Source organism: Streptomyces hyaluromycini (genome assembly GCF_002217755.1).
GTDB classification, from domain to species: Bacteria; Actinomycetota; Actinomycetes; order Streptomycetales; family Streptomycetaceae; genus Streptomyces; species Streptomyces hyaluromycini.
In genome coordinates, this window is the sequence record NZ_BCFL01000026.1 from 179257 (window position 1) to 203930 (window position 24674).

Annotated in this window: 15 protein-coding genes; 7 read left to right on the forward strand and 8 right to left on the reverse strand. The window is 72.1% G+C overall.

The genetic code is table 11. The features are described from left to right. Positions 1-16 precede the first annotated feature (16 nt). On the reverse strand, positions 17-1417 hold the full coding sequence (locus tag SSP29_RS35035; RefSeq protein ID WP_089104911.1) for an NtaA/DmoA family FMN-dependent monooxygenase: 1401 nt from the start codon (positions 1415-1417) through the stop codon (positions 17-19). Beyond that, on the reverse strand, positions 1414-2514 hold the full coding sequence (locus tag SSP29_RS35040) for an LLM class flavin-dependent oxidoreductase (RefSeq protein WP_089104912.1): 1101 nt from the start codon (positions 2512-2514) through the stop codon (positions 1414-1416). The genes SSP29_RS35035 and SSP29_RS35040 overlap by 4 nt, the downstream gene beginning before the upstream one ends. A 773-nt stretch (positions 2515-3287) precedes the next feature. On the opposite strand from SSP29_RS35040, the gene SSP29_RS35045 reads away from it, so the two are divergent. From SSP29_RS35045 to SSP29_RS35055, 4 genes are all read left to right on the forward strand, one after another. Beyond that, on the forward strand, positions 3288-6527 hold the full coding sequence (locus tag SSP29_RS35045; protein ID WP_245883398.1) for an alpha-L-rhamnosidase: 3240 nt from the start codon (positions 3288-3290) through the stop codon (positions 6525-6527). Positions 6528-6776: 249 nt separating this feature from the next. Then, complete coding sequence (locus tag SSP29_RS35050) at positions 6777-10952, forward strand: beta-galactosidase (RefSeq protein WP_089104914.1); 4176 nt, start codon at positions 6777-6779, stop codon at positions 10950-10952. 403 nt (positions 10953-11355) lie between these two features. Continuing rightward, the gene (locus SSP29_RS51870) at positions 11356-12438 is read left to right on the forward strand and encodes a C40 family peptidase (protein WP_107436308.1); all 1083 of its coding nucleotides are present in this window, start codon (positions 11356-11358) and stop codon (positions 12436-12438) included. A 4-nt stretch (positions 12439-12442) separates the two neighbouring features. Beyond that, on the forward strand, positions 12443-13348 hold the full coding sequence (locus SSP29_RS35055; RefSeq protein ID WP_107436310.1) for a hypothetical protein: 906 nt from the start codon (positions 12443-12445) through the stop codon (positions 13346-13348). 21 nt (positions 13349-13369) lie between these two features. Here SSP29_RS35055 and SSP29_RS35060 read toward each other — a convergent pair whose 3' ends face one another. Together SSP29_RS35060 and SSP29_RS35065 are read right to left on the reverse strand one after the other, a co-directional pair. Continuing rightward, positions 13370-14275 (reverse strand): hypothetical protein, encoded by a 906-nt coding sequence (locus SSP29_RS35060; protein WP_089104915.1) that lies wholly within the window; start codon positions 14273-14275, stop codon positions 13370-13372. A gap of 181 nt (positions 14276-14456) precedes the next feature. Beyond that, the gene (locus SSP29_RS35065) at positions 14457-15119 is read right to left on the reverse strand and encodes an aggregation-promoting factor C-terminal-like domain-containing protein (protein ID WP_174856034.1); all 663 of its coding nucleotides are present in this window, start codon (positions 15117-15119) and stop codon (positions 14457-14459) included. A 271-nt stretch (positions 15120-15390) separates the two neighbouring features. Here SSP29_RS35065 and SSP29_RS35070 point away from each other — a divergent pair, with 271 nt between their 5' ends. Beyond that, positions 15391-16887: a glycoside hydrolase family 3 N-terminal domain-containing protein gene (locus SSP29_RS35070; RefSeq protein ID WP_089104917.1), complete on the forward strand. Its 1497-nt coding sequence runs from the start codon at positions 15391-15393 to the stop codon at positions 16885-16887. On the opposite strand, the gene SSP29_RS35075 is transcribed toward SSP29_RS35070, so the two are convergent. Further along, complete coding sequence (locus SSP29_RS35075; protein ID WP_089104918.1) at positions 16865-18097, reverse strand: glycoside hydrolase 5 family protein; 1233 nt, start codon at positions 18095-18097, stop codon at positions 16865-16867. The two genes, SSP29_RS35070 and SSP29_RS35075, sit on opposite strands and share 23 nt — an antisense overlap. Before the next feature lie 88 nt (positions 18098-18185). Here SSP29_RS35075 and SSP29_RS35080 point away from each other — a divergent pair, with 88 nt between their 5' ends. Continuing rightward, positions 18186-19208, forward strand: coding sequence for a BadF/BadG/BcrA/BcrD ATPase family protein (locus tag SSP29_RS35080; RefSeq protein ID WP_089104919.1), 1023 nt, complete (start codon positions 18186-18188; stop codon positions 19206-19208). A 65-nt stretch (positions 19209-19273) separates the two neighbouring features. Continuing rightward, positions 19274-21385 carry a glycoside hydrolase family 3 N-terminal domain-containing protein gene (locus SSP29_RS35085; protein ID WP_089105060.1) on the forward strand — a complete coding sequence of 704 codons (2112 nt, stop codon included), beginning with the start codon at positions 19274-19276 and terminating at the stop codon, positions 21383-21385. Here the strand turns inward: SSP29_RS35085 and SSP29_RS35090 are convergent. Genes SSP29_RS35090 through SSP29_RS35100 form a run of 3 tightly spaced genes read right to left on the reverse strand, consistent with a single transcriptional unit; the run spans position 21349 to position 24604 of the window. Then, complete coding sequence (locus tag SSP29_RS35090; RefSeq protein WP_089104920.1) at positions 21349-22227, reverse strand: carbohydrate ABC transporter permease; 879 nt, start codon at positions 22225-22227, stop codon at positions 21349-21351. The genes SSP29_RS35085 and SSP29_RS35090 overlap by 37 nt on opposite strands. After that, positions 22224-23231 carry a carbohydrate ABC transporter permease gene (locus tag SSP29_RS35095; RefSeq protein WP_089104921.1) on the reverse strand — a complete coding sequence of 336 codons (1008 nt, stop codon included), beginning with the start codon at positions 23229-23231 and terminating at the stop codon, positions 22224-22226. The genes SSP29_RS35090 and SSP29_RS35095 overlap by 4 nt, the downstream gene beginning before the upstream one ends. A 2-nt stretch (positions 23232-23233) precedes the next feature. Continuing rightward, on the reverse strand, positions 23234-24604 hold the full coding sequence (locus tag SSP29_RS35100) for an extracellular solute-binding protein (protein ID WP_089104922.1): 1371 nt from the start codon (positions 24602-24604) through the stop codon (positions 23234-23236). Positions 24605-24674 lie beyond the last annotated feature (70 nt).

The window sequence follows — 24674 nt, forward strand, 5'->3', positions numbered from 1 at the left end:
CCCTTCGGCGTGCCGGTCAGCCTGCTTCCTGCCGCCCGGGGGCGGAGCGGTGGGTGAGGGGCGCGCGCAGACCGAGGTGTTCGCGCAGCGTGCCGCCGGTGTACTCGGTGCGGTAGACCCCGCGCTCCTGCAGTTCGGGGACGAGCAGGTCCACGATGTCGTCGAGGCCGTCGGGGATGAGGTACGGCGTGACGTTGAAGCCGTCGACCGCGCCGTGCCGGACGAAGCGGGCGAACTTGTCGGCCAGGCCGGACGGCGAGCCGACGTGCCCGCGCTGCGGACCGAGCGCGATGACGGTCTCGCGCAGCGACCAGCCGTGCGCCTCCGCCTTCGCCCGCCACTCGGCCACCACCGCGCGCGGGTCGGCGATCCGCCGGGCCCTGAAGGAGCCGTCGTTCTCGGCGACGACCGGGTCCTCCGCGGGCAGCGGCCCGTCGGCGTCGCGGCCGGACAGGTCGATGCCCCACAGCAGCCCGGCGATGCCCAGCGCCGTGGCGGGCGTGACCTGCTGAAGCCGGATCCAGCGCTTCTTCTCCTGCGCCTCCTCCTCGGTGGCGCCGATGATGATCTCGGTGCCGGGCAGGATCCGCAGATCGTCGTCGGGCCGCCCGACCGCTCGCAGCCGGCGCCGGATGTCCTCGGCGAACGCCAGCGCGTCGTCGAAGTCGTTGCCGTGCGCGGAGAAGATGACGTCGGCGTTGCGGGCCGCGAAGTCGCGCCCCTCACCGGAGTCACCCGCCTGGAAGATCACCGGGTGGCCCTGGGCGCTGCGCGGCAGGGTGGGGGCGAGGTCGACGTCGAACTGCGGTCCCCGGTGGCGCACTTGCCGCACGGCGCCGGGCACCGACCAGGCGGGTGCGGCCACGGACGTGGCGACCGCCTTGTCGTCCCAGCCGTCCCACAGGGCGCGGGCCACGGTGAGGAACTCCTCGGCGCGCCGGTACCGGTCGGCGTGGTCGAGGTAGCCGCCGCGGCGGAAGTTGGCGCCGGTCCAGGCGTTGTCGGTGGTCACCACGTTCCAGCCGGCCCGGCCTTCGGAGAGGAGGTCGAGGCCGGAGAGGCGGCGGGCGAGGTCCGCGGGTTCGTTGAAGGTGGAGTTGGAGGTGGAGACCAGGCCGATCCGGCGGGTGACCGCGGCCAGCGCCGCGAGCTGGGTGATGGCGTCCGGCCGTCCGGCCACGTCGAGATCGTGGATCCTGCCGTCGACCTCGCGCAGCCGGAGCCCCTCACCGAGGAAGAACGCGTCGAACAGGCCCCGTTCGGCGGTCTGGGCGACCTTCCGGAAGGAGGCGGGGTCGATCTGCGAGCCGCTGTCGGGCGCGGACCAGATGGTCCAGTGGTTGACGCCCTGGAAGAACACTCCGAAGTGCAGCTGGGCGTGCGGCCGGGGGACGTCGAGGGGGTCGGTGCGGGTCATCGGGTCTCCTCCTGGACGGCCGCGGTCGCGAATCGGTTGGCGGGGCGCTCCAGGCCGAGGGCCGAGCGCAGGGATGTGCCGGGCAGCGGGCGGGCGACGAGCCGTCGTTCGGACAGGGCCGGCAGGACGAGGCGGGAGAGGACGGCGAGATCCTCGTCCAGCACCAGCGGATGCAGCCGTACCCCGTGGACGTGACGGCTCAACTCGTCGAGAAGTGCGACCAGTCCGTCCGCGGACCCGACGTGCCGCAGCCGTCGGCGGTCGGTCCAGGGCGCGTACCGTGCCAGGTCGGCGACGCGCTCGGCGCCGGCCGCGTCCGGCGTGTCCAGCGCCACCTCGACCTCGGCGAAGACGCGGGGCGTACCGGCGCCGGCGGCGGCCGCGGCGACCGACGCCGGGTCGCGGCCCTCGACCAGGGCGACGTCGAGCTGCGCGGCGGGCACCAGGTCCGGGCGGCCCAGGACGACGAGCTGTCCCTGCGGCGGGCGCGGCACGATCGCCGGGCCCTTGACGGCGTAGGTCTCGCCGGTGAAGTCGATGTAGTGCAGCCGGTCGCGGTCGAGGTAGCGGCTCGTGGCCACGGACCGGATGACCGCGTCGTCCTCCCAGGAGTCCCACAGCGCACGGGCCACCTCCACCCCGTCCCTGGACTCCGGGGCCCGCCCGGCCGCGTCGGCGACCGGCGGGCGCCCCCAGACCCGGGCCGCCTCGGGACGCTCCTCCTCCGTCACCACCCACCCGGCGCGGCCGGCCGAGATGTGGTCCAGGGACGCCAACTGGCTGGAGACATGGAAGGGTTCGGCATACGTGACCGGGACGACGGGCGCGATGCCGATCGTGCTCGTGGACGCGGCGACGAACGCCGCCCGCTCCACCGCGCCGATACGGCCCACGGGATCCGGCGCGGCACCGGGCGGCAGCACCCCGTCGTCCAGGGTGATCAGGGCGAACCCGGCGTTCTCGGCCACGGCGGCCAGCCCGGCCGCACGGCGCGGGGCGAGCAACCGGTCGGGTGCGTGGGCGGCGCGGCGCCAGGCCGCGGGGTGGGCGCCGTCACCGTCGATCTCGACGGCGAGGTGCAGGGCGGGGCCGGACAATGGACGTTCCTTCCGGAAAGCACGGGAACTCGTGGCCGTACGGCCACGACGAGCGGGCCGGACGGCGGCAGAGGAGCAGAGCGGAGCGGGACCACGACGAGCGGGCCCGACGTGGCGACGGCGCGCGGGACCCGATGCGGTCCGGCGCGCGGGACGGGATGCGGCCCGGCGTACGGGACCCGGCGTGGCCACGGCGTACCGGGCCTGCGGGACGGGCCGGCAGGGGTCAGCGGCGGTGGCCGGAAGGACAGACGGCGGAGCAGGTGCGGCAGTAGTCGACATGCCGGCGGATGATCAGTCGCACGCCACAGCGCCCACCCTGCGGTGTTGCGCCGGATACGTGCATCAAGGGCCTCCACCCGTCAGAAACCGATCGGTTCACCGTACGTCGCCCGCCCCGGCGGGTGTCAAGAACAAGCGACGCGGCCCACACCGGTGGTCACCGCCGCGTCAGCGCAGCGGGGCCGCGGGCCACAGCGGCTCGTTCCTCGGCGGCGGGCAGGAACCGCAGGACCTCGTTCCCTGCTTCCCGCCCGCTCTCTCCGGCTGCCCTCGACGCCCTTCGATTGAAACCGTTCAATCGCCTCGGCCTTCGCCCGGTGCGCCACCCGCGCCCGTCGCGACAACGAATCAGCCGCGTCACGAAATCGCCTGCACGACGATTGACCCCCGCCGCACCCGGCTTTACGTTACCCACGCCCCTCGGTACTGAATCGATTCAATTCTCGGTTCAACCCTCGGTTCACCCCATCCACGTGAGTGAGGAGTCGCAGGTGATCAGCAGGAGGAACATGCTCGCGGTCGCGGCCGCCACGGTCGCGGCCGCCGCCGTCGACGGCGTTTCGGCGGCGGCCGCGCCGGCATCCGGACAGCTTCCGGCGCAGGGACGGACGCAGGAGCGGACGCGCACGGCGGGTGACGGGCTGAGCGTCGTCGCACCGACGGTGGAGTACGTGCGGCACCCCCTGGGCCTCGATGCCCAACGCCCCCGGCAGAGCTGGCCGTTGGTCTGCGACCGGGTGGGTGTGCGGCAGAGTGCCTATCAGGTCCGCGTCGCGACCACCGCGTCGGGGCTGGCCCGCCCGGACGTCTGGGACAGCGGGAAGGTCGCCTCCGGCGAGTCCGTCCTCGTGCCGTACGCGGGCCCCGCCCTGAAGTCCCGGACGCGCTACCACTGGTCCGTGCGGGTGTGGGACGGCGAGGGCGGGGTCTCCGGCTGGAGCGCACCCTCGTGGTGGGAGACCGGGCTCATGGGCACCGGGCACTGGACCGCCGACTGGATCTCCGCACCGGCGAGCCTCGCCGACGCGCCGTCCTTCGAGGGCGGTTCGTGGATCTGGTTCCCCGAGGGCGACCCGACGAGCAGCGTGCCGGCGGCCACCCGCTGGTTCCGCCGCACCGCCGAACTGCCCGCCGGGATCACGGCGGCGACGCTCGCCATCACCGCGGACAACGTGTACGCCGTCTCCGTGAACGGCGCCGAGGTGGCCCACACCGACCTCGACACCGACAACGAGGACTGGCGCCGCCCGGCCGTGATCGACGTACTGGACCGCGTGCAGGCCGGTGACAACGTCATCGCCGTCTCGGCCGCCAACGCGACCGTGGGCCCGGCGGGGCTCGTCGCCGTCCTCGTGGTGCGTACCTCCTCGGGCGAGCAGAAGGTGTTCACCGACGCCTCCTGGAAGGCCACGGACACGGAACCGGCCGACGGCTGGCGGGAGCCGGGGTTCGACGACGCGGACTGGCCCGCCGCCAGGGTGGCGGCGGCCTGGGGCGCCGGGCCGTGGGGGAGGGTCGTCCCGGTGTCGTACGCCGTCACCCGGCTGCGGCACGAGTTCCGGCTCCCGCGCAAGAAGGTGTCCCGCGCCCGCCTGTACGCCACGGCGCTCGGTCTGTACGAGGCCCACCTCAACGGCAGCCGCGTGGGCGACGACCACCTCGCGCCCGGCTGGACGGACTACCGCACGCGCGTCCAGTACCAGACCTACGACGTCACCACGCTCCTGCGGCCCGGCGCCAACGCCGTCGGGGCGTACCTGGCACCCGGCTGGTACGCCGGTGACGTCGGCATGTTCGGGCCCGGCCAGTACGGCCAACACCCGGCCCTGCTCGCGCAGGTGGAGGTGGAGTACGCGGACGGCACGAGCGAGCGCGTCACCTCGTCCGCGGACTGGCTGGCCGCCCCCGGGCCGATCGTCGCCGCCGACCTGCTGAACGGCGAGACGTACGACGCCCGCAAGGAGACCCCCGGCTGGACCTCACCCGGCTTCGACGACGGGACCTGGCTCGGCGTCCGCGACGCGGGCGACATCGGCCCCGGGCTGATCGTCGCGCAGGCGGACGGGCCGGTGCGCGTGGAGCGGGAGCTGACCCCGAAGGAGGTGACCCAACCCAAGCCCGGCGTCTACGTGTTCGACCTGGGGCAGAACATGGTCGGCTCGGTACGGCTGCGGGTGTCGGGCGCCGCGGGCACGACCGTACGGCTCAGACACGCCGAGGTGCTCAACCCCGACGGCACCGTCTACACCGCGAACCTGAGGAGTGCGGCGGCGACGGACACGTACACCCTCAAGGGCGGCGGGGAGGAGGTCTACGAGCCGCGTTTCACCTTCCACGGCTTCCGCTACGTCGAGGTGACCGGATTCCCCGGCACCCCCACGGCGAAGGCCGTCACCGGGCGCGTCATGCACACGGACGCCCCCTTCACCCTGGACTTCGAGACCGACGTGCCGATGCTCAACCAGCTGCACCACAACATCACCTGGGGACAGCGCGGCAACTTCCTCTCCGTACCGACCGACACCCCCGCGCGCGACGAGCGGCTGGGCTGGACGGGCGACATCAACGTCTTCTCGCCCACCGCGGCCTACACCATGGAGTCGGCCCGGTTCCTGTCCAAGTGGCTCGTCGACCTGCGGGACTCGCGGACCTCGGCGGGTTCGTTCACGGACGTGGCACCGGTGGTCGGCACCCTCGGCAACGGCACGGCCGGCTGGGGCGACGCGGGCGTCACCGTCCCCTGGGCCCTCTACCAGGCCTACGGCGACCGCCAGGTCATCGCGGACGCCCTGCCGTCCGTCCGGGACTGGCTGACGTACCTGGAGCAGAACAGCGACCGGCTGCTGCGCCCCGCCCAGGGGTACGGCGACTGGCTGAACGTCGACGACGAGACCCCCAAGGACGTCATCGCCACCGCGTACTTCGCGCACAGCGCCGACCTCGCGGCCCGGATGGCGGCCGAACTCGGCGCGGACGCGGACGCCGTGGCGTACCGCGACCTCTTCGACCGGATACGGTCGGCCTTCCAGAGCGCCTACGTCACCTCCGACGGCAGGGTGCAGGGTGACACGCAGACGGCGTACGTCCTTGCGCTCTCCATGGACCTGCTGCCCGACGCCTCGCGCAAGGCCGCCGCCGACCGGCTCGTCGCCCTGATCGAGGCGAGGGACTGGCACCTGTCCACCGGCTTCCTCGGGACACCCCGGCTGCTGCCCGTCCTGACCGACACCGGGCACACCGACGTCGCCTACCGGCTGCTGCAACAGCGCACCTTCCCCAGCTGGGGCTACCAGATCGACCGGGGCTCCACCACGATGTGGGAGCGCTGGGACTCCATCCGGCCGGACGGGAGTTTCCAGGACCCGGCCATGAACTCGTTCAACCACTACGCCTACGGTTCGGTGGGGGAGTGGATGTACACCAACATCGCCGGTATCGCGGCGGGGCGGCCCGGCTACCGCGAGATCGTCATCCGCCCCCGCCCGGGCGGCGCCGTCACCACCGCAGACGCCCGCTTCACCTCGGTCTACGGCCCCGTCTCCACCCGGTGGCGGCAGCGCTCCGGCCGCTTCACCCTGACCTGCACGGTGCCGCCCAACACCACCGCCGAGGTCTGGATACCCACCGCCGCGCCGGAGACGGTGACCCACACGCACGGGACGTTCCTGCGCCAGGAGGACGGCTGCGCGGTCTACCAAGTCGGCTCCGGCACCCACCGCTTCACCGCCTGAGACCCGCTCCGTCGGCCCCGCGAGGCGGACAGCACACCTGCGCGTCCACACGTCCGCCTCGCGACGACCCCACCCACGCCGACTCTCTGATGCATGATCAGGGGCCGTCCGTGCGACGGGGGTTATGAGCCGACCCTGCCGTCTCGGCCGTGTTCTCCCGCCCCATTGTGTTGAGCCTTGCGCACCCTTACTGTTCGACTTTGCCCGAGTCTGTTTGGTGTTGGTTGCTCAGTCGCTCTGGAGGCCGCGGTGCGGAGTGGTCGGATCGGTTCAGAGGCTGCGAGACCCGGTGGCCGTCGATGGTGGCGGCCCGTTCTCGCGGCGGCCGCGACCATCGCCCTGGCCGCGGGCGCGATCGCGCCCGCCGCGGCGCAGGACGCCGGCGAGCAGGCACCCGCCGCCGCGGCCGCCGACGCCCCACAGGCGCACACGGTGAGTCTCGACGGCTACTCCTTCCTCGTCGACGGCAAACGCACCTATCTCTGGTCCGGTGAGTTCCACTACTTCCGGCTGCCGAGCCAGGATCTGTGGCGCGACATCTTCCAGAAGATGAAGGCCGCCGGCTTCAACTCCACCTCGCTGTACTTCGACTGGGGCTACCACTCGCCGAAGCCGGGTGTGTACGACTTCACCGGGGTCCGTGACGTCGACAAGCTGCTCGACATGGCCCAGGAGGCCGGGCTCTACGTCATCGCCCGCCCGGCGCCGTACATCAACGCCGAGGTCGACAGCGGCGGCCTGCCCGGCTGGCTGACCACCAAGGCCGGCGACAACCGCAGCGACGACCCGCGGTTCCTCAAGTACGCGGACGAGTGGCTGACGCAGATCGACCGGATCATCGCTCGCCACCAACTGACCAACGGCACCGGGTCGGTGATCGCCTATCAGGTCGAGAACGAGTACTACAACGGCTCGGCCGCCGGCCGTTCCTACATGCAACACCTGGAGGACAAGGCCCGCGCGGACGGCATCACGGTCCCGCTGACCGGCAACAACAACGGCACCTTCAACTCCGGCACCGGCGCCCTGGACGTCGACGGCCCGGACTCCTACCCGCAGGGCTTCGACTGCTCGAACCCCTCGAAGTGGAACGGCGTCCCCGACATCAGCTACGACCACCCGGCCGGAAAACCGCTCTACTCACCGGAGTTCCAGGGCGGCGCCTTCGACCCCTGGGGCGGACCGGGCTACGACAAGTGCGCCCAGCTGATCAACGATCAGTTCGCCGACGTCTTCTACAAGCAGAACATCGCCGTCGGCGCGACCGCGCAGAGCTTCTACATGACCTACGGCGGCACCAACTGGGGCTGGCTGGGCATGCCGGAGAACTACACGTCGTACGACTACGGGGCCGCGATCCGGGAGACCCGCCAGCTCGACCCGAAGTACTACGAGGACAAGCTGATCGGGTACTTCACCCAGTCGGTCGCCCCGCTGACCGAGACCGAGGCGATCAGGGCCACCCCGCCGGACGACTCCGCGGTCGTCGACACCGCCCGGATGAACCCGGACACCAAGACCCAGTTCCACGTCCTGCGGCACGGCAACTCCACGTCCACCGCGGTCGACAAGACCCACATCGCGCTGGACTTCAACGCGCAGCCGGCCGCGGACACCACCTACACCTGGGACGATCCCGACTCCGCGCTCCAGTACACCGGTTCGTGGTCGCACGTGGCCAACACCAGCTACACCGGCGGCGACTACAAGCACACCGAGTCGTTCTCGAAGAAGGCCGGTGACTCGCTCACCGTCCCCTTCGACGGCACCGCGATCCGCTGGATCGGCTCGAAGACCAACAACCACGGCTACGCCGACGTCTACCTCGACGGCACCAAGGAGGCGACGGTCGACGACTCCGGCAGCGAGAACCAGGCGGTGCTCTTCCAGAAGACCGGCCTGACGCCGGGCGCGCACACCCTGAAGATCGTCGTCGACGGGAACCACAGCTCGGCCTCCACGGACAACTACGTGGCCGTCGACGCCATCGACGTACCGACAGGCGACTCCGCCACGGAGCCGACCTACCCGGTCGTGCCCCAGCAGCCCGGCACCGCGATCACACTCGACGGACGCGACTCGCACGTGATCGTGGCGAACTACCGGCTCGGGGAAAGCCAGTTGCAGTACTCGACGTCGGAGATCATGACCAGCGCGACCATCGGGGACCGGGACGTCGCCGTGCTCTACGGCGACCAGGGCAGCGACGGCGAAACCGTCCTGCGCTACGCCGCCGAGCCCACCGTGACCGCCACCGGCGGCACCGTCACGACCACCTGGGACGCGGCCACCGGGGACCTGCGGCTGAACTACTCCCACCAGGGCCTGATCCGCATCAGCATCAGCGGCGAAGGCCAGCGCCCGCTCCTGCTGCTCGTCGGCGACAAGGCCACGGCGGAGACCTTCTGGCGCCAGGACACGGCCACCGGCCCGGTGCTCGTCCGCGGCACCCACCTGCTGCGCACGGCGACCAGCCTCGACGGCGGCCACACCGTGGCACTCACCGGCGACAACGCCGACGACAAGAACTTCGAGGTGTTCACCGCCGCCGACCGCGTCACCTGGAACGGCCGGACAGTGCGCACCCAGGCCACCGACACGGCGAGCCGCACCGGGACGATCCCGGTCGCCGCCCCGGTCGACCTGCCGGCACTCACGAACTGGAAGCACGCCGAGGAATCCCCCGAGTCGGCCACCGGCTTCGACGACTCAAGCTGGCAGGTCGCCGACAAGACCACCACCAACAGTGTCTCCGGCAGCGACTCGCAGCCCGTGCTCTACGCGGACGACTACGGCTTCCACACCGGCAACACCTGGTACCGCGGACGCTTCCGAGCCACCGGCAAGGAGACCGGCGTCCACCTCGTCTCGGACTCCGGCGGCGGTGCGCAGGCGTTCTCCGCCTGGCTCAACGGCGCCTTCCTGGGCAGCTCCACCACCGGCAGCGCCGACTTCACCTTCCCCGCCGGCTCGGTGAACGCCACGGGCGACAACGTCATCTCCGTGCTCACCGTGAACATGGGGCACGAGGAGGACTACAACTCGACCAACGGCAACAAGACCGCGCGCGGCCTCACCGGCGCCTCCCTCGTCGGAGCGCCGCTGACCTCCGTGACCTGGCGGGTGCAGGGCGTACGCGGCGGCGAGGACCTCCAGGACACGGTGCGCGGCCCGCTCTCCACGGGCGGCCTGTACGGCGAGCGGGCCGGCTGGTCCCTCCCGGGCTACCCGGACAAGAGCTGGAACCAGGTGTCCCTGCCGGCCACCGACACCCGTCCCGGCATCTCCTGGTACCGCACCGACGCCGACCTCGACCTGCCGCACGGCCAGGACACCTCGCTCGGGCTGACGTTCACCGACGACCCGTCCCGCAAGTACCGTGCCACGATCTTCGTGAACGGCTGGCAGGTCGGCAACTACGTCAACTACCTCGGCCCGCAGCACACCTTCCCCGTACCCAACGGCATCCTCAACCCCAACGGCCACAACAGCATCGCCATCGCCGTGTGGAACCTGGACGGCAGCACCGGCGGACTCGGCAAGGTCTCCCTCACCGACTACGGCAGCTACGCCTCCTCCCTGCGTGTCGCGCAGAACGACAGCCCCCGCTACGACGCCGGGAAGTACGCGATGCCGAAGCGTCCGGGAGCGGACGTCACCCTGGACGTGCCGGACACCGCGCAGTCCGCACAGGCCTTCACGGCCGAGGCCACGGTACGGGTGCCGAAGGACCGGCGGTCCGCCTCCCGCCTGACGGGTTCGCTCTCCGCACCCGACGGCTGGAGCGTGACCGCCACCAGCCCTGCCACCGTCAGGCGCGTACGACCGGGCGGATCGGCCACCTTCACCTGGCGGGTCCAGCCGCCGGACGGGACGCTGCCCTCCGCCTCGGCACTCACCGCCACGGTCGACTACCTGCAGAGCGGACGGCAGGCCACCGGCGGTGACGAGCGCATCGTCGGCGGGATACCGCCGGCCCCGCCGGCCGGCACGAGCGCGGTGAGCGACCTGCCGTTCCTGTCGTCCACCAACGGGTGGGGGCCGGTGGAGCGCGACACCAGCGTCGGCGAACAGGCGGCCGGGGACGGCCGTCCGATCACCGTCGCCGGCGTCGGGTACGCCAAGGGCCTGGGCACCAACTCGGTCAGTGACGTCGAGCTCTATCTCGCCGGAAACTGCTCCCGGTTGACGGCGCAGGTCGGTGTCGACGACGAGACCGGCGGCGCGGGCACGGTGACCTTCTCCGTCATCGCCGACGGCAGGACCCTGGTGACCACACCGACGATCCGCGGCAAACAGGCCGCGGTGCCGATCGACGTCGACGTCAGCGGCGCCCAGGTGCTCGACCTCAAGGTCGGCGACGCGGGCGACGGCAACGGCAACGACCACGGCGACTGGGCGGTACCGACACTGACGTGCGGCTAGCCGGATGACCGCTTCGGGTGCAGTGTTCGCGGGCTTGAGGGCACTTGGCCGTGCCCGCTCTCCTGGCCGAGTCGACCGTTTCGGAACGGAGCGGGTGGCCGGACGGTTGCGCATGACGAAGGCGCGACCTCGACCGGATGGTGGAGAGCGGGGCAGGCGGCGGTGGCTTCCGCACGGGACCGCCCTGCTCGGTGAACCTCCGTCAGTACTGCTGTGACCAGCAGTTCTTTCGTGCGCGCTGCGCCCCGGAGCCGGGGAACGCCGGGAAGGGACGATGCGGATGATCTCCCTCCCCTCAGCCGACCGCGTCCGGCCGCGGCGGCGGTGGACGGGTTGCGTGGGGGGAGGTTGACGCGTCCGGAGGCACAAGGGGCGGGTCGTTCATGGGAGGTACTGTGATCGGGTGAATGTGTCGACTCGCGGCAGACGGCTGCGGAGCCGAGCCGCCACAGCAGCCTTCGTCTGCGCGATCACCCTGTTACCCGGCCCGAGTTACGCGACCCCGGGCGAACCCGCTCCGCGGAACGACAAGTCGATCGAGGACATCCACGACGAGTTGAACGCCCTCTACCGCCAGGCAGAGGTGGCCACCGAGGCATACGACACCGCGGACGTGAAGGCGGCCGAGCAGGAGAAGCGGCTGGCCTCGCTCCACAAGGACCTGGCCCGCACCGAGGACAGGCTGGACGATCTGCACGACCTCGCGGGTGCGGCCGCCCGCACGCAGTACCGCGGGGGCAACCTCGACTCCACCGGCATCCAGCTGCTGCTCGGCGACCACCCCGACCACGCCCTGGACGACGCGGCCCAGGCCCGCCAGGCCCTGCGCAACCTGGTCACGGTGTCGGCGATCCAGAAGAACGCCCACGCGGAGCTGGGCCGGCAGTCGGACGCCGCCGCCGAGAAGCTGCGGGAGCTGAAGAGCACCCGCGCGGCCAAGGCCGACGCCAAACAGAAGATCGAGAAGAAGATCGCCGAGGCCGAGCGGATCGAGGCGGGGCTCAAGAAGGAACAGACCCGCCAGCTGGCCCAGTTGGAGAAGGACGAGGCGCAGCAGGCCAAGTCCGAGTGGACGGGCCCCGGTTCCGGCGACGGCACCTCGACCGGCACCGGCTCGGGCGGCCGGGTGAAGGCGAGCGGAGCAGCCGCCAAGGCCGTCGCCTTCGCGCTGGCGCAGATCGGCAAACCGTACGTGTGGGGTGCCGTGGGCCCCTCGTCGTACGACTGCTCGGGGCTGACCTCCACGGCGTGGGCGGCGGCCGGGCACCCCATACCGCGCACCTCACAGGCGCAGTGGCAGGGACTGACCCGGGTCGGCCTGGCCTCCGTGCAGCCCGGAGACCTGATCATCTACTACGACGCCACCCACGTGGGCATGTACATAGGGGACGGAGAGATCGTCCACGCCCCGCGGCCCGGACGCACGGTCACGACCGCCCCGGCCGCCTCCATGCCCATCCTCGGTGTCGTCCGACCCGGAGTCTGAGCGGATGACCTACTCACTGACCCCCCGCAACGAGGGAAACCTGCCCGCGGTGAGCGCACCGCCGCTGATCCGGCTCGACGCCTACGTGGCCGAGGACGGGTCGACGGTGGTCAACGGCCATCTGCTGGAGATGGGCGGCACGCGGCCCCCCAACGAGGCGATCCTCGACGCGATCGCCATGTTCGCCCGCACCCTGGGCGCCCCGGTGGCGGCCACCGTCATCGACCGCAGCGTGCTGCAGGTGGCGCGCCTCCGGGTCTACCCCGACGGCTCCAGCCGCACCATCGCCGACGAGGAGGACCTGCCGCCCGGGCGCGAGCGTACCGCCGCGGAGGAGGAGGCGTTCCCTCCGCTGGCCCGCGTCGAACGCATCATCCAGCACGCGCAGCGCGGTGAGCTGCACGCCGCGTCCGTCCTCGCCGGCGCGCTGCGGGAGCACCTCACGCTGCGCAGGGGCGCCGAGGACGAACTCTCGCTGGAGGCACGGGCGATCGAGGCGTACCTCGCGTACCAGCGCGGCGACTACATGCTCTCCACCGTCCTCGCACTGACCGTGGCGCGCATCCGCTGCCGCACCGACCTGAACCGGGCGGCGCCCGAGGTGGCCCGCGCCACCGCGGCGTGGCAGCGGCTGACGGACGAGGGTCAGGTGGCCAGCCGGGGGCAGGAGCTGCTGCACATGTGGGAGCACCTGTCCGCGGAGGGCCACCTGCGGGAACCGGCCCACCAGGCCATGGCCAAGGCCGTGCGGACCCGGCTCGCACGGGGCGACCGTGCCGTACCGGCCCCGGCCGCGGCCCCGGCCCTGACGGCGGGCCAGGGGCCGGTCGCCCCCGAGGACGAGCCCCTCAGGCCCACGCGACGGGGGCTGCGACGTTTCACCCGGAGGCCGGGCCGGCCCACCGAGTGACCGCCCTGGCGCGCCCCTCGGTCAGGTCCAGCTCGGCGACGGCCCTCCGGGCTCTCCGAAGGGTACGGGCCGGCCGGCGACGGCGTCGAGGAGAACGCGTTCCCCGAGCGGCCTGCGCAGCTCCACCTCGACGTCCTGCATGATCATCTGGTCGGTGCAGGGGCCGCTCTCGGCTCCCGCGACGGAGGCGTACAGCACGACGCTCTCCTCCGTCTCCAGCGCCCTGACGACGGGACCGTCGTCGCAGGCACCGTGCGTGGCCCGCACCGTGACGGACCCGCCGTCAGCCGCCGTCCCGGTGATCCTGGGGACACTCCAGAGGCCGCCGGCAGACCCCTGCGAAACCTCGGCGATCGGCGAGCGGGGAAGCTTCGACGGGGTGACGGCGACCCGTTCGAGCGGGGTGTCGTAGCCCTCCAGCGTGAACAGCCAGGCGGGAACGGTGGCCGTTCCCCGGCTCGTGGTGATGGTCGCCGTGCCGAGCTTCGCTCCCGTCACCGTCAGCCGGGGGCCGGCGCTGTCGTTGCGGGCGAACGAGTGATAGGCCTGCTCCGCTCCCCACAGCGGCCGGGTCAGTGTGTCGCCGCTCGGCCAGCCGACCTTCCCCTTCGCGGCGGTGGCGGCGGGCAGACGGCCCCGCAGCGTGAAGTTCCCGGTCTCGTAGGCGTGTTCGTCCGCCCGACTGTGCCAACCGGACTCCGGTATCCGTACCGTGTCGGCCATGGGGTAGTACCCCTGGCTCCAGGCGGTGGCCGCCGCGGATCCCCGCCAGGCGTCGGCCACTTGACGGGCCCGCTCCCGCTGCCGAGCCGACCGGGATGTGCCGTCGTCGTCGGCTCGCGAGCCGCTGTCGCAGCCGGCGAGGAGGCAGGCACCCAGCAGGGGCGCGAGAAGCAGGCGGACGAGGCGCTGCGCTCGTATGGTCATGACGTTCCCCCGGAATGTGTCCGACGGAGGATCTCCGCGATCCCCACCGGAGGCACGGCGCAGGGGCTGCTCGATTCCCGGCGCCGGCCCCGTGTCCACACCTATGACGCACAGGGACGCGTCGACGTTCGCCCGCTGCCGCCTTTCCCGGAACGCGCCGGACCTGCCGCGTCAGGGCCGCTCAGTACGCGTGGTGAACCTGCCAGAACGCCCAGGCCTGGCAGGGGCTGCCGTAGGTGGTGTTCATGTAGTTGAGGCCCCACTTGATCTGGGTGGCCGGGTTGGTCTGCCAGTCGGAGGCGACGGAGGCCATCTTGTTGCCGGGCAGGGCCTGGACGAGGCCGTAGGCGCCGGAGGAGGGATTGACCGCGAGGTAGTTCCAGGTGGACTCGTGATCCACGATGTTGCTGAAGCACTGGAACTGGCCGCTGCCCACGATCTCCGCGGCCATCGCCTTGATCTGCGCCACGGTGTAGGAGCTCTGCACGGGGAAGCTGGCAGCCGGGTCGCCGGCCGCGGCCTTGGCCTCTTCGCGCTGCTTGGCCTCGGCCTTCTTCGCCTCCGCGGCCTTTGCCGCAGCCGCCCGCGCGGTCTGCTCGGCGTCCTTCCGGGCGCTCGCGTCCGCCTGTACGGCCATGGCGTCGGCCTGCTGTGTCAGCGACGCGGTCTGCACATGCGCCTGCTGGCCCGTGGGCAGGTCCGCGAGGAGGGTGGCATCGGTCGCGGTCGCCTCCGCGTGGTTGCTCTGCGCGCTGCTGCCCGAGGCGACACCGACGACACTTCCGACAGCGGTGACCGCGGTGGCCGACGCCACTGCGATTCCCCGGACCGATATGCGGCTCACGCGCTTCTCTTCCTCTTCGCCCGGGCCACCGTGTGCGGCGGTCGACGGAAGCATCCGGCTCATTGGGTACGGCGGTTGGAACACTCTTGCGTGCCGGTCCGTCCGACGCAATGCCGTAGGGCGTGCGGATCCTCACACCCCGCCGAGCCGACGCCGGATCTGGACACAGGCGTCCGAGCCGCCGCCTTCCTGACCAGCGACGCACGCAAGGATGAATGAATGATCCGGTAGTTCATTGACTTTTGGTTGGGCGAGCCAGAGGATTCCCGGGGTGACCCACCACGCGTACGGCCCCGGTGACCTGTCCGAGTCCCTGGACGAGGCCGCACACCGCTGTCTGGTCGCGGGATTCGACGGTACGACGGCCGTCCCCGACACCCTGAAACGGCTCGTCGACCGAGGTCTGGGCGGCGTCATCCTCTTCACCCGCAATATCCGCGACGCCGGCCAGGTGCGTGAACTCACGGACACACTCAGGGAGTTGCGGCCCGATCTGCTGGTGGCCATCGACAACGAGGGCGGCGGCATCGGCCACCTGGCCGGCGCCGGAGCCCCCGAGGCGCCCGGTTCCCGGGCCCTGGGCGCCGTCGACGATCCCGCCCTGACGGGCGCTTGCGCCGACGCCCTCGCCGGGCACCTGGCCACGCTCGGCATCACCGTCTCCTACGCACCGGTCGCCGATCTCCAGCACCGCCCCGAGAACCCGATCGTCCGCACCCGCGCCTTCGGCGCCGAGCCCGACCTGGTCTCCCGGCATCTGCGCGCCTGGATCGCCGCCACCGAGGCACGCTCGATCGCCTCCTGCGCCAAGCACTTCCCCGGCCACGGCGGCACGGTCACCGACAGCCACCACGAGACCGCGGTCGACCCGCGGCCGTACGCCGAACTCGACCTCGCCCCCTTCCGGGCCGCGATCGACGCCGGCGTGCCGATGGTCATGAGCGCCCATGTGGTCTTCCCGGCCCTCGACCCAGACCGCCCCGCCACCCTCAGCCCGCGCATCCTCGGCGACCTGCTGCGCGGCGAACTCGGCTTCGACGGCGTGCTGGTGAGCGACGCGCTGGAGATGAAGGCCATCGCCGACCGCTACGGCGAGGCCGCCGCCGCCCGGATCGCGCTCGCCGCCGGAGCCGATCAGGTCGTCGTCGCCGTACCGCACCTGGAGACCACCCTCGCCTGCCGCGACGCCGTCCTGGACGGGCTGCGCTCCGGAGAACTGGCCCGGGACCGGGTCGAGGAGGCGGCAGCACGGGTAAGGAGGCTCGCGCGCCGGTACGCCACCCCGCCCGCGCCAAGCGCGGTGGCCCCCTGGGACGAGGGCGCGGGGCTGACGGCCGCACGGCGGGCCGTCCGGAGCCGGGGCGCGCTGCCCCAGCCCGTGCCCGGCGCGTACGTCGTCGACCTGTTCCCGCCGCCGCATCCCGCCCTGAACTGGGGCGGGGAGGACCTGCTCACCGAAGTGCGGACCCTGGACCCGGCGGCCGTCGGGACGGCGCTGACAGGCGAGCCCGGCCAGGCCGTCGTGGCCGAGGTGCTGCGGGAAGCGCAGGGGCGGCCGCTCGTGGTCGCCGTCTGCGACGCCGGACTGCATCCCTGGCAGCGGCGGGTGCGCGAGGCGCTGCTGGCCGCCCGGCCGGACGCGGTACCGGTCTCGACCGGGCTCCCGGAGGGCGAGGCGCTGTGCGCGTACGGGCGGGGGCGGGTCAACCTCCGCGCGGTGGCGGAGGTGCTGTCGGGCGTCGGTGCTACGGCCGGATCAGCTCCTTGATGCCCCGGGCCGCCAGCCAGTGGGCGTCCGCGGCCCGCTCCGCGAGGACGATCGCCGGCCCGGCGCCTTCCGCACGCAGGCTCGTCCACGCCTCGAAGAAGGCGCCGCCCGGGCCCGAGACCGCGCGGGTGGCCGGGGCGCAGTCCAGGACCAGCGCGGTCTGGCGGGCCGTCACCGTACGTCGGCCGCGCAGCTGCGCCACGGTCTCCGCGAGCGCGTGGGCGATCGGCTTCGGACGGCCCGCCGAGTCGAACAGGCCCAGGGTGTATTCGAGATCGGGGAAATCGGCGAGGGCGCGGTCCACGTCGTGGGAGCACCACCAGGTGACGCCCCACAGCTGTGTGCAGTCCGCCGCGTTCAGCAGGGTCGCGCGGGCGAAGTCCGGGGCGTCGGCGGCCGGGATGTGCGGCTCGGGCGCACCGGTCTCCTGGACCCAGACCGGGCGGGCGGGGTCGACGGCGTAGGCCTTGGCGAGTTCGGTGCCGTACTCGGCCAGGTGCCGCACCTGGGGGGAGCGGGGGCCGTAGCGGCGGGCGCAGTCGCCGGAGAACACCCAGGGGTGCACGGTGGTCAGGTCGCCCTTGCGGGCCGACGCCTCCGGGGCGAACGGGTGGTCGTCGCCGTACCAGGCCGCGTCGTACGCGGAGTGGGTGACCAGCCCGACGCCGTCGCCCAGTCCCTCCCGTGCCGCCGCCAGCAGCGTGTCCAGGTAGTGGTCCACCTCGGCGACCGTCACCGGGTTGTGCTCGACCAGGTTGTTGAGCTCGTTGCCGAGCTGGAGGCCGATGAGGTTCGGGCGGCCGGTCAGGGCACGGCCGAGGGTGCGCAGCAGGGTGGCCTGGGCGGCGACGGCGTCGGGGTCGGTGAAGACGTTGCGGTGGTGCCAACTGCGCGTCCACTCCGGGTAGAAGTCGAAACTCGACAGATGGCCCTGGATGCCGTCCACGAGGACGTCGAGGCCGAACTCGGCGGCCAGGTCGACCAGTTGGACGAGCTGCGCCACGGCGGCGGAGCGGACCAGGGTGCGGTTGGGCTGGAGCAGCGGCCACAGGTGGAAGACGCGGATGTGGTCGAGGCCCAGCCCGGCGATCTGCGCCAGGTCCTCGCGGACGTGGTCCGGGTCGACGTCGTGCCATGCGTGGAACCAGCCCCGACGTGGGGTGTAGTTGACGCCGAAGCGGAGCTCGGGGACGGGCGGGGGCGTGCTGATGGCGTCCTCCTCGGGGCCTCGGCCACTCCTCGGGCCTCGGCTGCTCGGATCTTGTGTGCGGCGAATGTATCAACCACCATGGACGACAATGAATAGTGATTTGAACCCGAGGCTCGGATGGGTCGTCGGGATCGACGCCGGCGGCACCCGGACCCGGGCCGTCCTCGCGGACGCCGTTGACGGGCGCCCGCTCGGGGAGGGCGTGGCCGGGCCGGGCAACGCGCTGACCGTCCCGGGCCCGGAACTCGCCGACCACCTGGCCGAGGCGCTCGCGTCGGCCGTGCCGGAGGCGGGACGCGCGCGAATCACCGCGGTGGCCGGCGGCTTCGCCGGGGCCGCCCGCGCTCCCGAGGAGGAGCCGGGGCGGGTGCGGGCGCGGGCCGCCCTCACCGCCGCGCTGACCCGGCTGGGCATCGGCACCGAGGCGGCCGAGGTCTACAGCGACATCGAGGCGGCCTTCGCCGGGGCGCCCGGGCAGCCGGCCGACGGACTCGCCCTGGTGGCCGGGACCGGTGCCGTCGCCGCCCGGATCGAGGGGCGCGTACTGGTCGCCACCTCCGGCGGGGACGGCTGGCTGCTCGGGGACGACGGCGGCGGTTTCTGGATCGGGCGCGAGGCGGCGCGGGCTGCCCTGCGCGCCGCGGACGGCAGGGGCGAACCGACGGCGCTGACGGCGGCGGTCGGGCGGGCACTGGGGATTCCGGCGAGCGCACTGCCCCCGGCCGAAGGCGCGCTCTGGAGGCAGGAGTCGCGCGCGGCCTACCGGGCGAGTCTCCTGCCTGCCGTGCTGGACCGCCCACCGGTACGGCTGGCCGATCTCGCGCCCCTGGTGCCGCGAGCGGCGGCGGAGAAGGACGCGGTCGCCCTGACCACTCTCCGGGAGGCGGCCGCTCATCTGACCGCAACCGTCGCCGCGTTGCGGCCGCGTCCGGGTGAAGCCCTGGTCGTCACGGGCGGACTGGTGGCTCCGGACGGCCCGTTGCTCGCCCCGCTCACCGCACGGCTCTCCCACCTCGACCTCACGATCACCCCGGTGACGGACGGCTGTGCGGGCGCCGTCGCGCTGGCGCGGCTCCTCGCCACCGGCCGCCGACCTGCGGAGGCCCCGTGACCGTCCCCGCCTACCGCGTCCCCACCGCCCCCCTCGACGACCGGGTCGCCGACCTCCTCTCCCGGATGACCCTGCGGGAGAAGGCCGGCCAGCTCAACCAGCGCATGTACGGCTGGCACGCCTACCGCCGCACCCCCGACGGCCGCTTCGAACTCACCGACGTGCTGCGCGCCGAGACCGACCGCTGCGCCGGACTCGGCGCCCTCTACGGCCTGATGCGCGCCGACGCCTGGTCCGGCGTCGGCCACGGCACCGGTCCCGGCGCCGACGACAGCGCCGAACTCGCCGACCTGGTCCAGCGCCACGTCCTGGGCAGCAGCCGCCTCGGCATCCCCGCCCTGTTCGTCGAGGAGGTCCCGCACGGACACATGGCCCTCGACGGCACGGTCCTGCCGGTCAACCTCGCCGTCGGCGCGACCTGGGACCCCTGCCTGTACGAGCGGGCCGCCGCCCACGCCGCCGCCGAACTGCGCGCCCGGGGCGGTCATCTTGCCCTCGTCCCGGCCCTCGACATCGCCCGCGACCCGCGCTGGGGCCGCACCGAGGAGTGCTTCGCGGAGGACCCGTACCTCGCCGCCCGCCTCACCGAAGCCCTCGTCCACGGCATGCAGGGCGACCGGACCGAGTTCTTCGCCGCCGACAAGGCGCCCGTCGTCCTCAAGCACTTCGCAGGGCAGGGCGCCACCGTCGGCGGCCGCAACTCCGCCGAGTCCGAACTGGGCCTCCGCGAACTCCACGAGATCCACCTCCCCGCCGCCCGAGCCGGCGTCCGCGCCGGGGCCGCCGCCGTCATGGCCGCGTACAACGAGGTCGACGGGATGCCCTGCTCGGGCAACCGGGCGCTGCTCACCGGGATCCTGCGGGAGCGCTGGGGATTCGACGGGCTGGTGATGGCCGACGGCTTCGCCGTGGACCGGCTGGCCCGGATCACCGGCGACACGCTCTCCGCGGGAGCCCTCGCCCTCAACGCCGGTGTGGATCTGAGCCTCTGGGACGAGGGGTTCACGCATCTGGAGGAGGCGGTCCGGCGGGGACTGGCCGCGGAGTCCGTTCTCGACGCCGCCGTCGCCCGGGTGCTGCGGCTGAAGTTCCGCCTCGGCCTCTTCGAGCAGCCGTACACCCGGCGGGTCCCGCTGCCGGAGGGCGGCCGGGAGCTGAGCACCGCCCTCGCGCGGTGCTGCGTCACCCTCCTCCACAACAACGCGGGGGTCCTGCCGGCAGGACCCGGAGTCCGCCGTATCGCCGTCCTCGGCGCCCATGCGTCGACCACCGCCCACCAGCTCGGCGACTACACCGCGCCCCAGCACCCCGGCGCGGGAAGCACGGTCCTGGACGCCCTGCGCCGACTCGCCCCGCCCGGCGTCGAGATCCACCAGGGGGAGGGCCCGGCCGACCTCGCCGTCCTGGTGCTCGGCGGCAGCAGTGCCCGAACGCCCGGCACCGGGTTCGACGCCAACGGAGCGGCGCGGACGGCCGGGCCGCAGACGACCTGCGGTGAAGGTGTCGACCTCGCCGGACTGCGGCTTCCGGCCGACCAGCGGGCCCTGTTCGAGGCGGTCACCGCGGCCGGTACGCCCACCGCCGTCGTCCTGGTCCAGGGCCGCCCGCACGCCGTCCCCGAGCCGGCCGACCGGGCCGGGGCACTGCTCACGGCCTGGTACCCGGGCCCCTGGGGCGGCGACGCGATCGCCGAGGTGCTGCTCGGCCGCATCGAACCAGCCGGCCGCCTCCCCGTCTCCGTCCCCCGGTCGGCGGCCCAACTCCCCGTCTACTACAACCACAAGGACACCGAGTACGGCGGCTACGTCGACGAGAGCGCCGAGCCGCTCTACTCCTTCGGGCACGGCCTGTCGTACACGCGTTTCGCGTTCGGGACACCCCGCCTGTCGGGGTGGACCGTCGAGGTCGACGTCACCAACACCGGGGAACGGCACGGGCGTACCGTCGTCCAGCTGTACGTCCGCAGGCTGCGCCCCGCCGCCTGGCCGCGCACCCTCGAACTGCGCGCCTTCGAGGGTGTCGAGCTCGCCCCGGGGGAGAGCCGTACGGTCGTGCTGCGCCCGGCGGTCGACGAAGCCGTCGAGATCAGGGTCGGCGGCTGCGCGCGCGAGGCGCTCACCGCGGCCCCGCTCGTCGTGGATCAGAGCTTCACGGCCCCGGCCGAGACACCCCTGTAGAACCACCTCTGCGTGATCACGAACAGCACCAGCACCGGGACGACGGAGATCACCGACCCGGCCATCACCACCCGCTGGTCGTAGCCGAAGGACGAGCTCTGCAGCCGGGACAGGCCCAGCGTCAGTGTCATGTGGTTCTCGGAGCGCAGCACGATCAGCGGCCACAGGAAGTCGTCCCAGGCGCTGATGAACGTGTTGACGACGACCACCATGATCGCGCCCCAGGCGGAGGGGAGATACAGATGGCGGAATCGCTGCCACTCGTTCGCGCCGTCGAGCATCGCCGAGTCCTCGATCTCGCGCGGAACGGCGAGGAACGCGCCGCGCATCAGCAGGACGTTGATGGCGCCCACGAACCCGGGCAGCCACACGCCCACCAGGTTGTCGACCAGGCCCAGGTCGCGGATGCTCAGGAACAGCGACACCATGATCGACTCGAAGGGGAACATCATCGAGGCGACCAGCACCACCCAGACCGCCTTGCGGCCCTTCCAGCCGGGCTTGGAGAGCATGTAACCGGCCGTGGTGGAGAACACCAGCTGACTGGCGACGGAGAGGGCCACCACGAGCAGGCTGTTCCTGATGTACGTGGCCACCGGCACCTGCTCGAACACCTCCCGGTAGGCGCGCAGCGTCGGGTGGTGCGGGAGCAGGCTCGCGTTCCCGCCGAAGACGTCCTCGCCCGTGCCCTTCAGGGAGGCCAGGAACTGCCAGAGCAGGGGGCCCACGGTGAGGCCGAGGACGAGGAGCAACAGCAGGTAGCGGACGACGAGTTCGCGCGGGCGGCCGTACTCCCGCCAGCGGGGCAACAGGCGCCGGGGCCGGTCGACGGCGGTCGTCATGCCTCCTCCTCCTTGGTCAGGCGCTGCGCCAGCAGGGTCAGGCCGAGAGTCAGCGCGAACAGGGCGACGCTGACCGCCGAGCCGTAACCGGCGTTGCCGGTGAGCGGGTCCAGGCCGACGTCCCGGATGTAGAACGGCAGGGTGCGGTCGGCACCGCCCGGGCCGCCGGTGGAGCTGCCCAGCATGTAGATCTCGGTGAAGACACGCAGCGAGCCGATGCCGGTGAGGGTGCCGACCAGCATCATGGCCTGCCGTACACCCGGCACGGTGATGTGCCAGAAGCGGCGGACCGCCCCGGCGCCGTCCATCGCGGCGGCCTCGTGCAGCTCCTTCGGTACGTTGCCGAGGGCGGCCAGGTAGAAGACCATGTACCAGCCGAGCCCCTTCCACAGCGTCAGGCCCATCGCACTGAGCAGGATCAGCCAGGAGTCGGACAGGAACGGGATCGCCGACCTGATCAGGTGGGCCTTCTGCAGCCAGGTGTTGACCAGCCCGTCGTCGGCGAGCAGCCACTGCCAGCTCAGCCCCACGACCACGCTGGAGGCGAGCACCGGGGTGTAGAAGGCGGACCGGAAGAAACCGATGCCGGGAAGGTTCTTCTCCACCAGCACCGCCAGCATCAGCGGGAGCAGGACCATCAGCGGGACGACGATCAGCGCGTACAGGACGCTGTTGCGGGTCGCCAGCCAGAAGTCCGAATCGCCCAGCATCCGGGTGTAGTTGTCCAGGCCGACGAAGCCCGCGGCGCCGCCGAGCGGCTTGGCGTCGGTGAACGACAGCAGCAGCGTGTTGAAGAAGGGGAACACCCCGAAGACGACGGCACAGCCGATCGCGGGCGCCGTCCACAGCCACGGCAGCCACCAACGGCGGTACAACGCCGCTCCGTTGGCGCCCGGCGCGGGTCCGGGCAGCAGACGGCGGAGCAGGGAGGGGGCCGGACCCGGGGCGGCGGTGGTCCGCTCCGCCCCGGGCACCGGAACCGGACGAGCGGTCTCGGTCGCCACGCTCAACCCGCCTGCTTCAGCAGCTCGTTCGCCTTCGCCTGGGCGTCCTTGACGGCCTGCGCTGCGCTCTTCTTGCCCTGCATGGCCAGCTGCACCTGGGCCACGATCGCGTTCTGCACGGCGGGAGACAGGTTGGTCTGGTAGGCGGTGGCCGTCTTCAGCTGCTCGGCGACCAGCTTGCGGGCGTCGGAGAACGGGTCGTTCCCGGTGACGTTCTGGAAGAACGGATCGTCCAGCGAAGCAGTGGTCGTCGGGAAGACGACCACGTTCGGGTCCTTGCACCAGGCCGTCTGGTTCTCGGCGTCGGTCAGGAACTCGGCGAACGCCAGCGCGACGGGCGCGTGATCGCTGGTCGCGGCGACGGATATGTACTGCGGAGCGCCGGTGGTGTGGCCGAGCGAGTCGAAGGGCTGCTGGCCGACGCCCGTCTTCGCGTACACCGACGGGCTGTTCTGCTTCACGAAGCGCACGAAGCTCGGGTTCGTCGAGCCGTACGCCACCTTGCCTTGGCTGTACAGCGTGGACGGGTCGTTGCTGGAGGACAGCGAGTCCTTCGGCATCGCGCCCTCCTTGTACAGCTTCGCCATCCAGGCGACCCACTGCACAGTCCTCGGATCATTCGCGAAGACCGCGGACTTTCCGTCGTCGGAGAGTGTCTTGATGTTCATCTGGTCCCAGTCGGCCGGGATCCGCCACACCGGGTTCGCCATCGTCGCGTAGTACGCGCCCTTGGCCGCCTTGGCGACCTTCTCGTAGTCGGCGAACAGGCCGAAGACGCTGCTCGGCGACTTCGAGGTGTCCACGCCGGCCTTCTTGAGCAGGTCTGTGTTGTAGGTCAGCACGATGCCGCCGGTGTACCAGGGGAGCACGGTGTGCACGGTCGCCCCCGAGGAGGCCGTCATGGTGCTGGACTTCCAGAACGCGGGGACGAACGGCTTTGCCACGTCCGGGTCCTTGACGCCCAGGTCCAGCAGGTAGCCCGCCTTCGTGAGGGCCGTCGCCGTCTCGGAGTTGAGGTTGATGACGTCCGGCAGGGTGCAGGCCTGGGCGTCGGCGACCGTGCGGGTGGTGAACGTGTTGTCGCCGGGGTCGTCGATCCACTTGACCGTGGCACCGGGGTGGGCCTTCTCGAAGTCCTTGATCACTCCGTTGAAGAACGACCCGAAGTCCTTCTTCAGGTTCGTGGTCTGGAAGGTGATCCGGCCCTTGACGTCCCCGGTGAGCTTCCCGGAACCGACGTTCCCCTGATCCACCTTGCAGCCGCCGGCCGTCGCGCCCCCGCCGCCGGAACCGCCCGACAGGCCGCAGCCCGCGGCGGTCAGGACGAGGACGAGGACGCCCGCCACGGATCCGGTCAGTCTCTTCGCACGCATGGTTGCCCTCCTGCGGCCACTTCCGGATGGTTCAAATCACCAACTTGAATTGTGATTGATGAAAATGTGG

Excerpts from the sequence above, each read along its gene's own strand:
- SSP29_RS35085 (WP_089105060.1), top strand. The coding sequence starts at position 19,274 with ATGACCCTGCGGGAGAAGGCCGGCCAGCTCAACCAGCGCATGTACGGC.
- SSP29_RS35035 (WP_089104911.1), bottom strand. The coding sequence starts at position 1,417 with ATGACCCGCACCGACCCCCTCGACGTCCCCCGGCCGCACGCCCAGCTG.
- SSP29_RS35100 (WP_089104922.1), bottom strand. The coding sequence starts at position 24,604 with ATGCGTGCGAAGAGACTGACCGGATCCGTGGCGGGCGTCCTCGTCCTC.
- SSP29_RS35060 (WP_089104915.1), bottom strand. The coding sequence starts at position 14,275 with ATGACCATACGAGCGCAGCGCCTCGTCCGCCTGCTTCTCGCGCCCCTG.
- SSP29_RS35090 (WP_089104920.1), bottom strand. The coding sequence starts at position 22,227 with ATGACGACCGCCGTCGACCGGCCCCGGCGCCTGTTGCCCCGCTGGCGG.
- SSP29_RS35055 (WP_107436310.1), top strand. The coding sequence starts at position 12,443 with ATGACCTACTCACTGACCCCCCGCAACGAGGGAAACCTGCCCGCGGTG.
- SSP29_RS35080 (WP_089104919.1), top strand. The coding sequence starts at position 18,186 with ATGAATAGTGATTTGAACCCGAGGCTCGGATGGGTCGTCGGGATCGAC.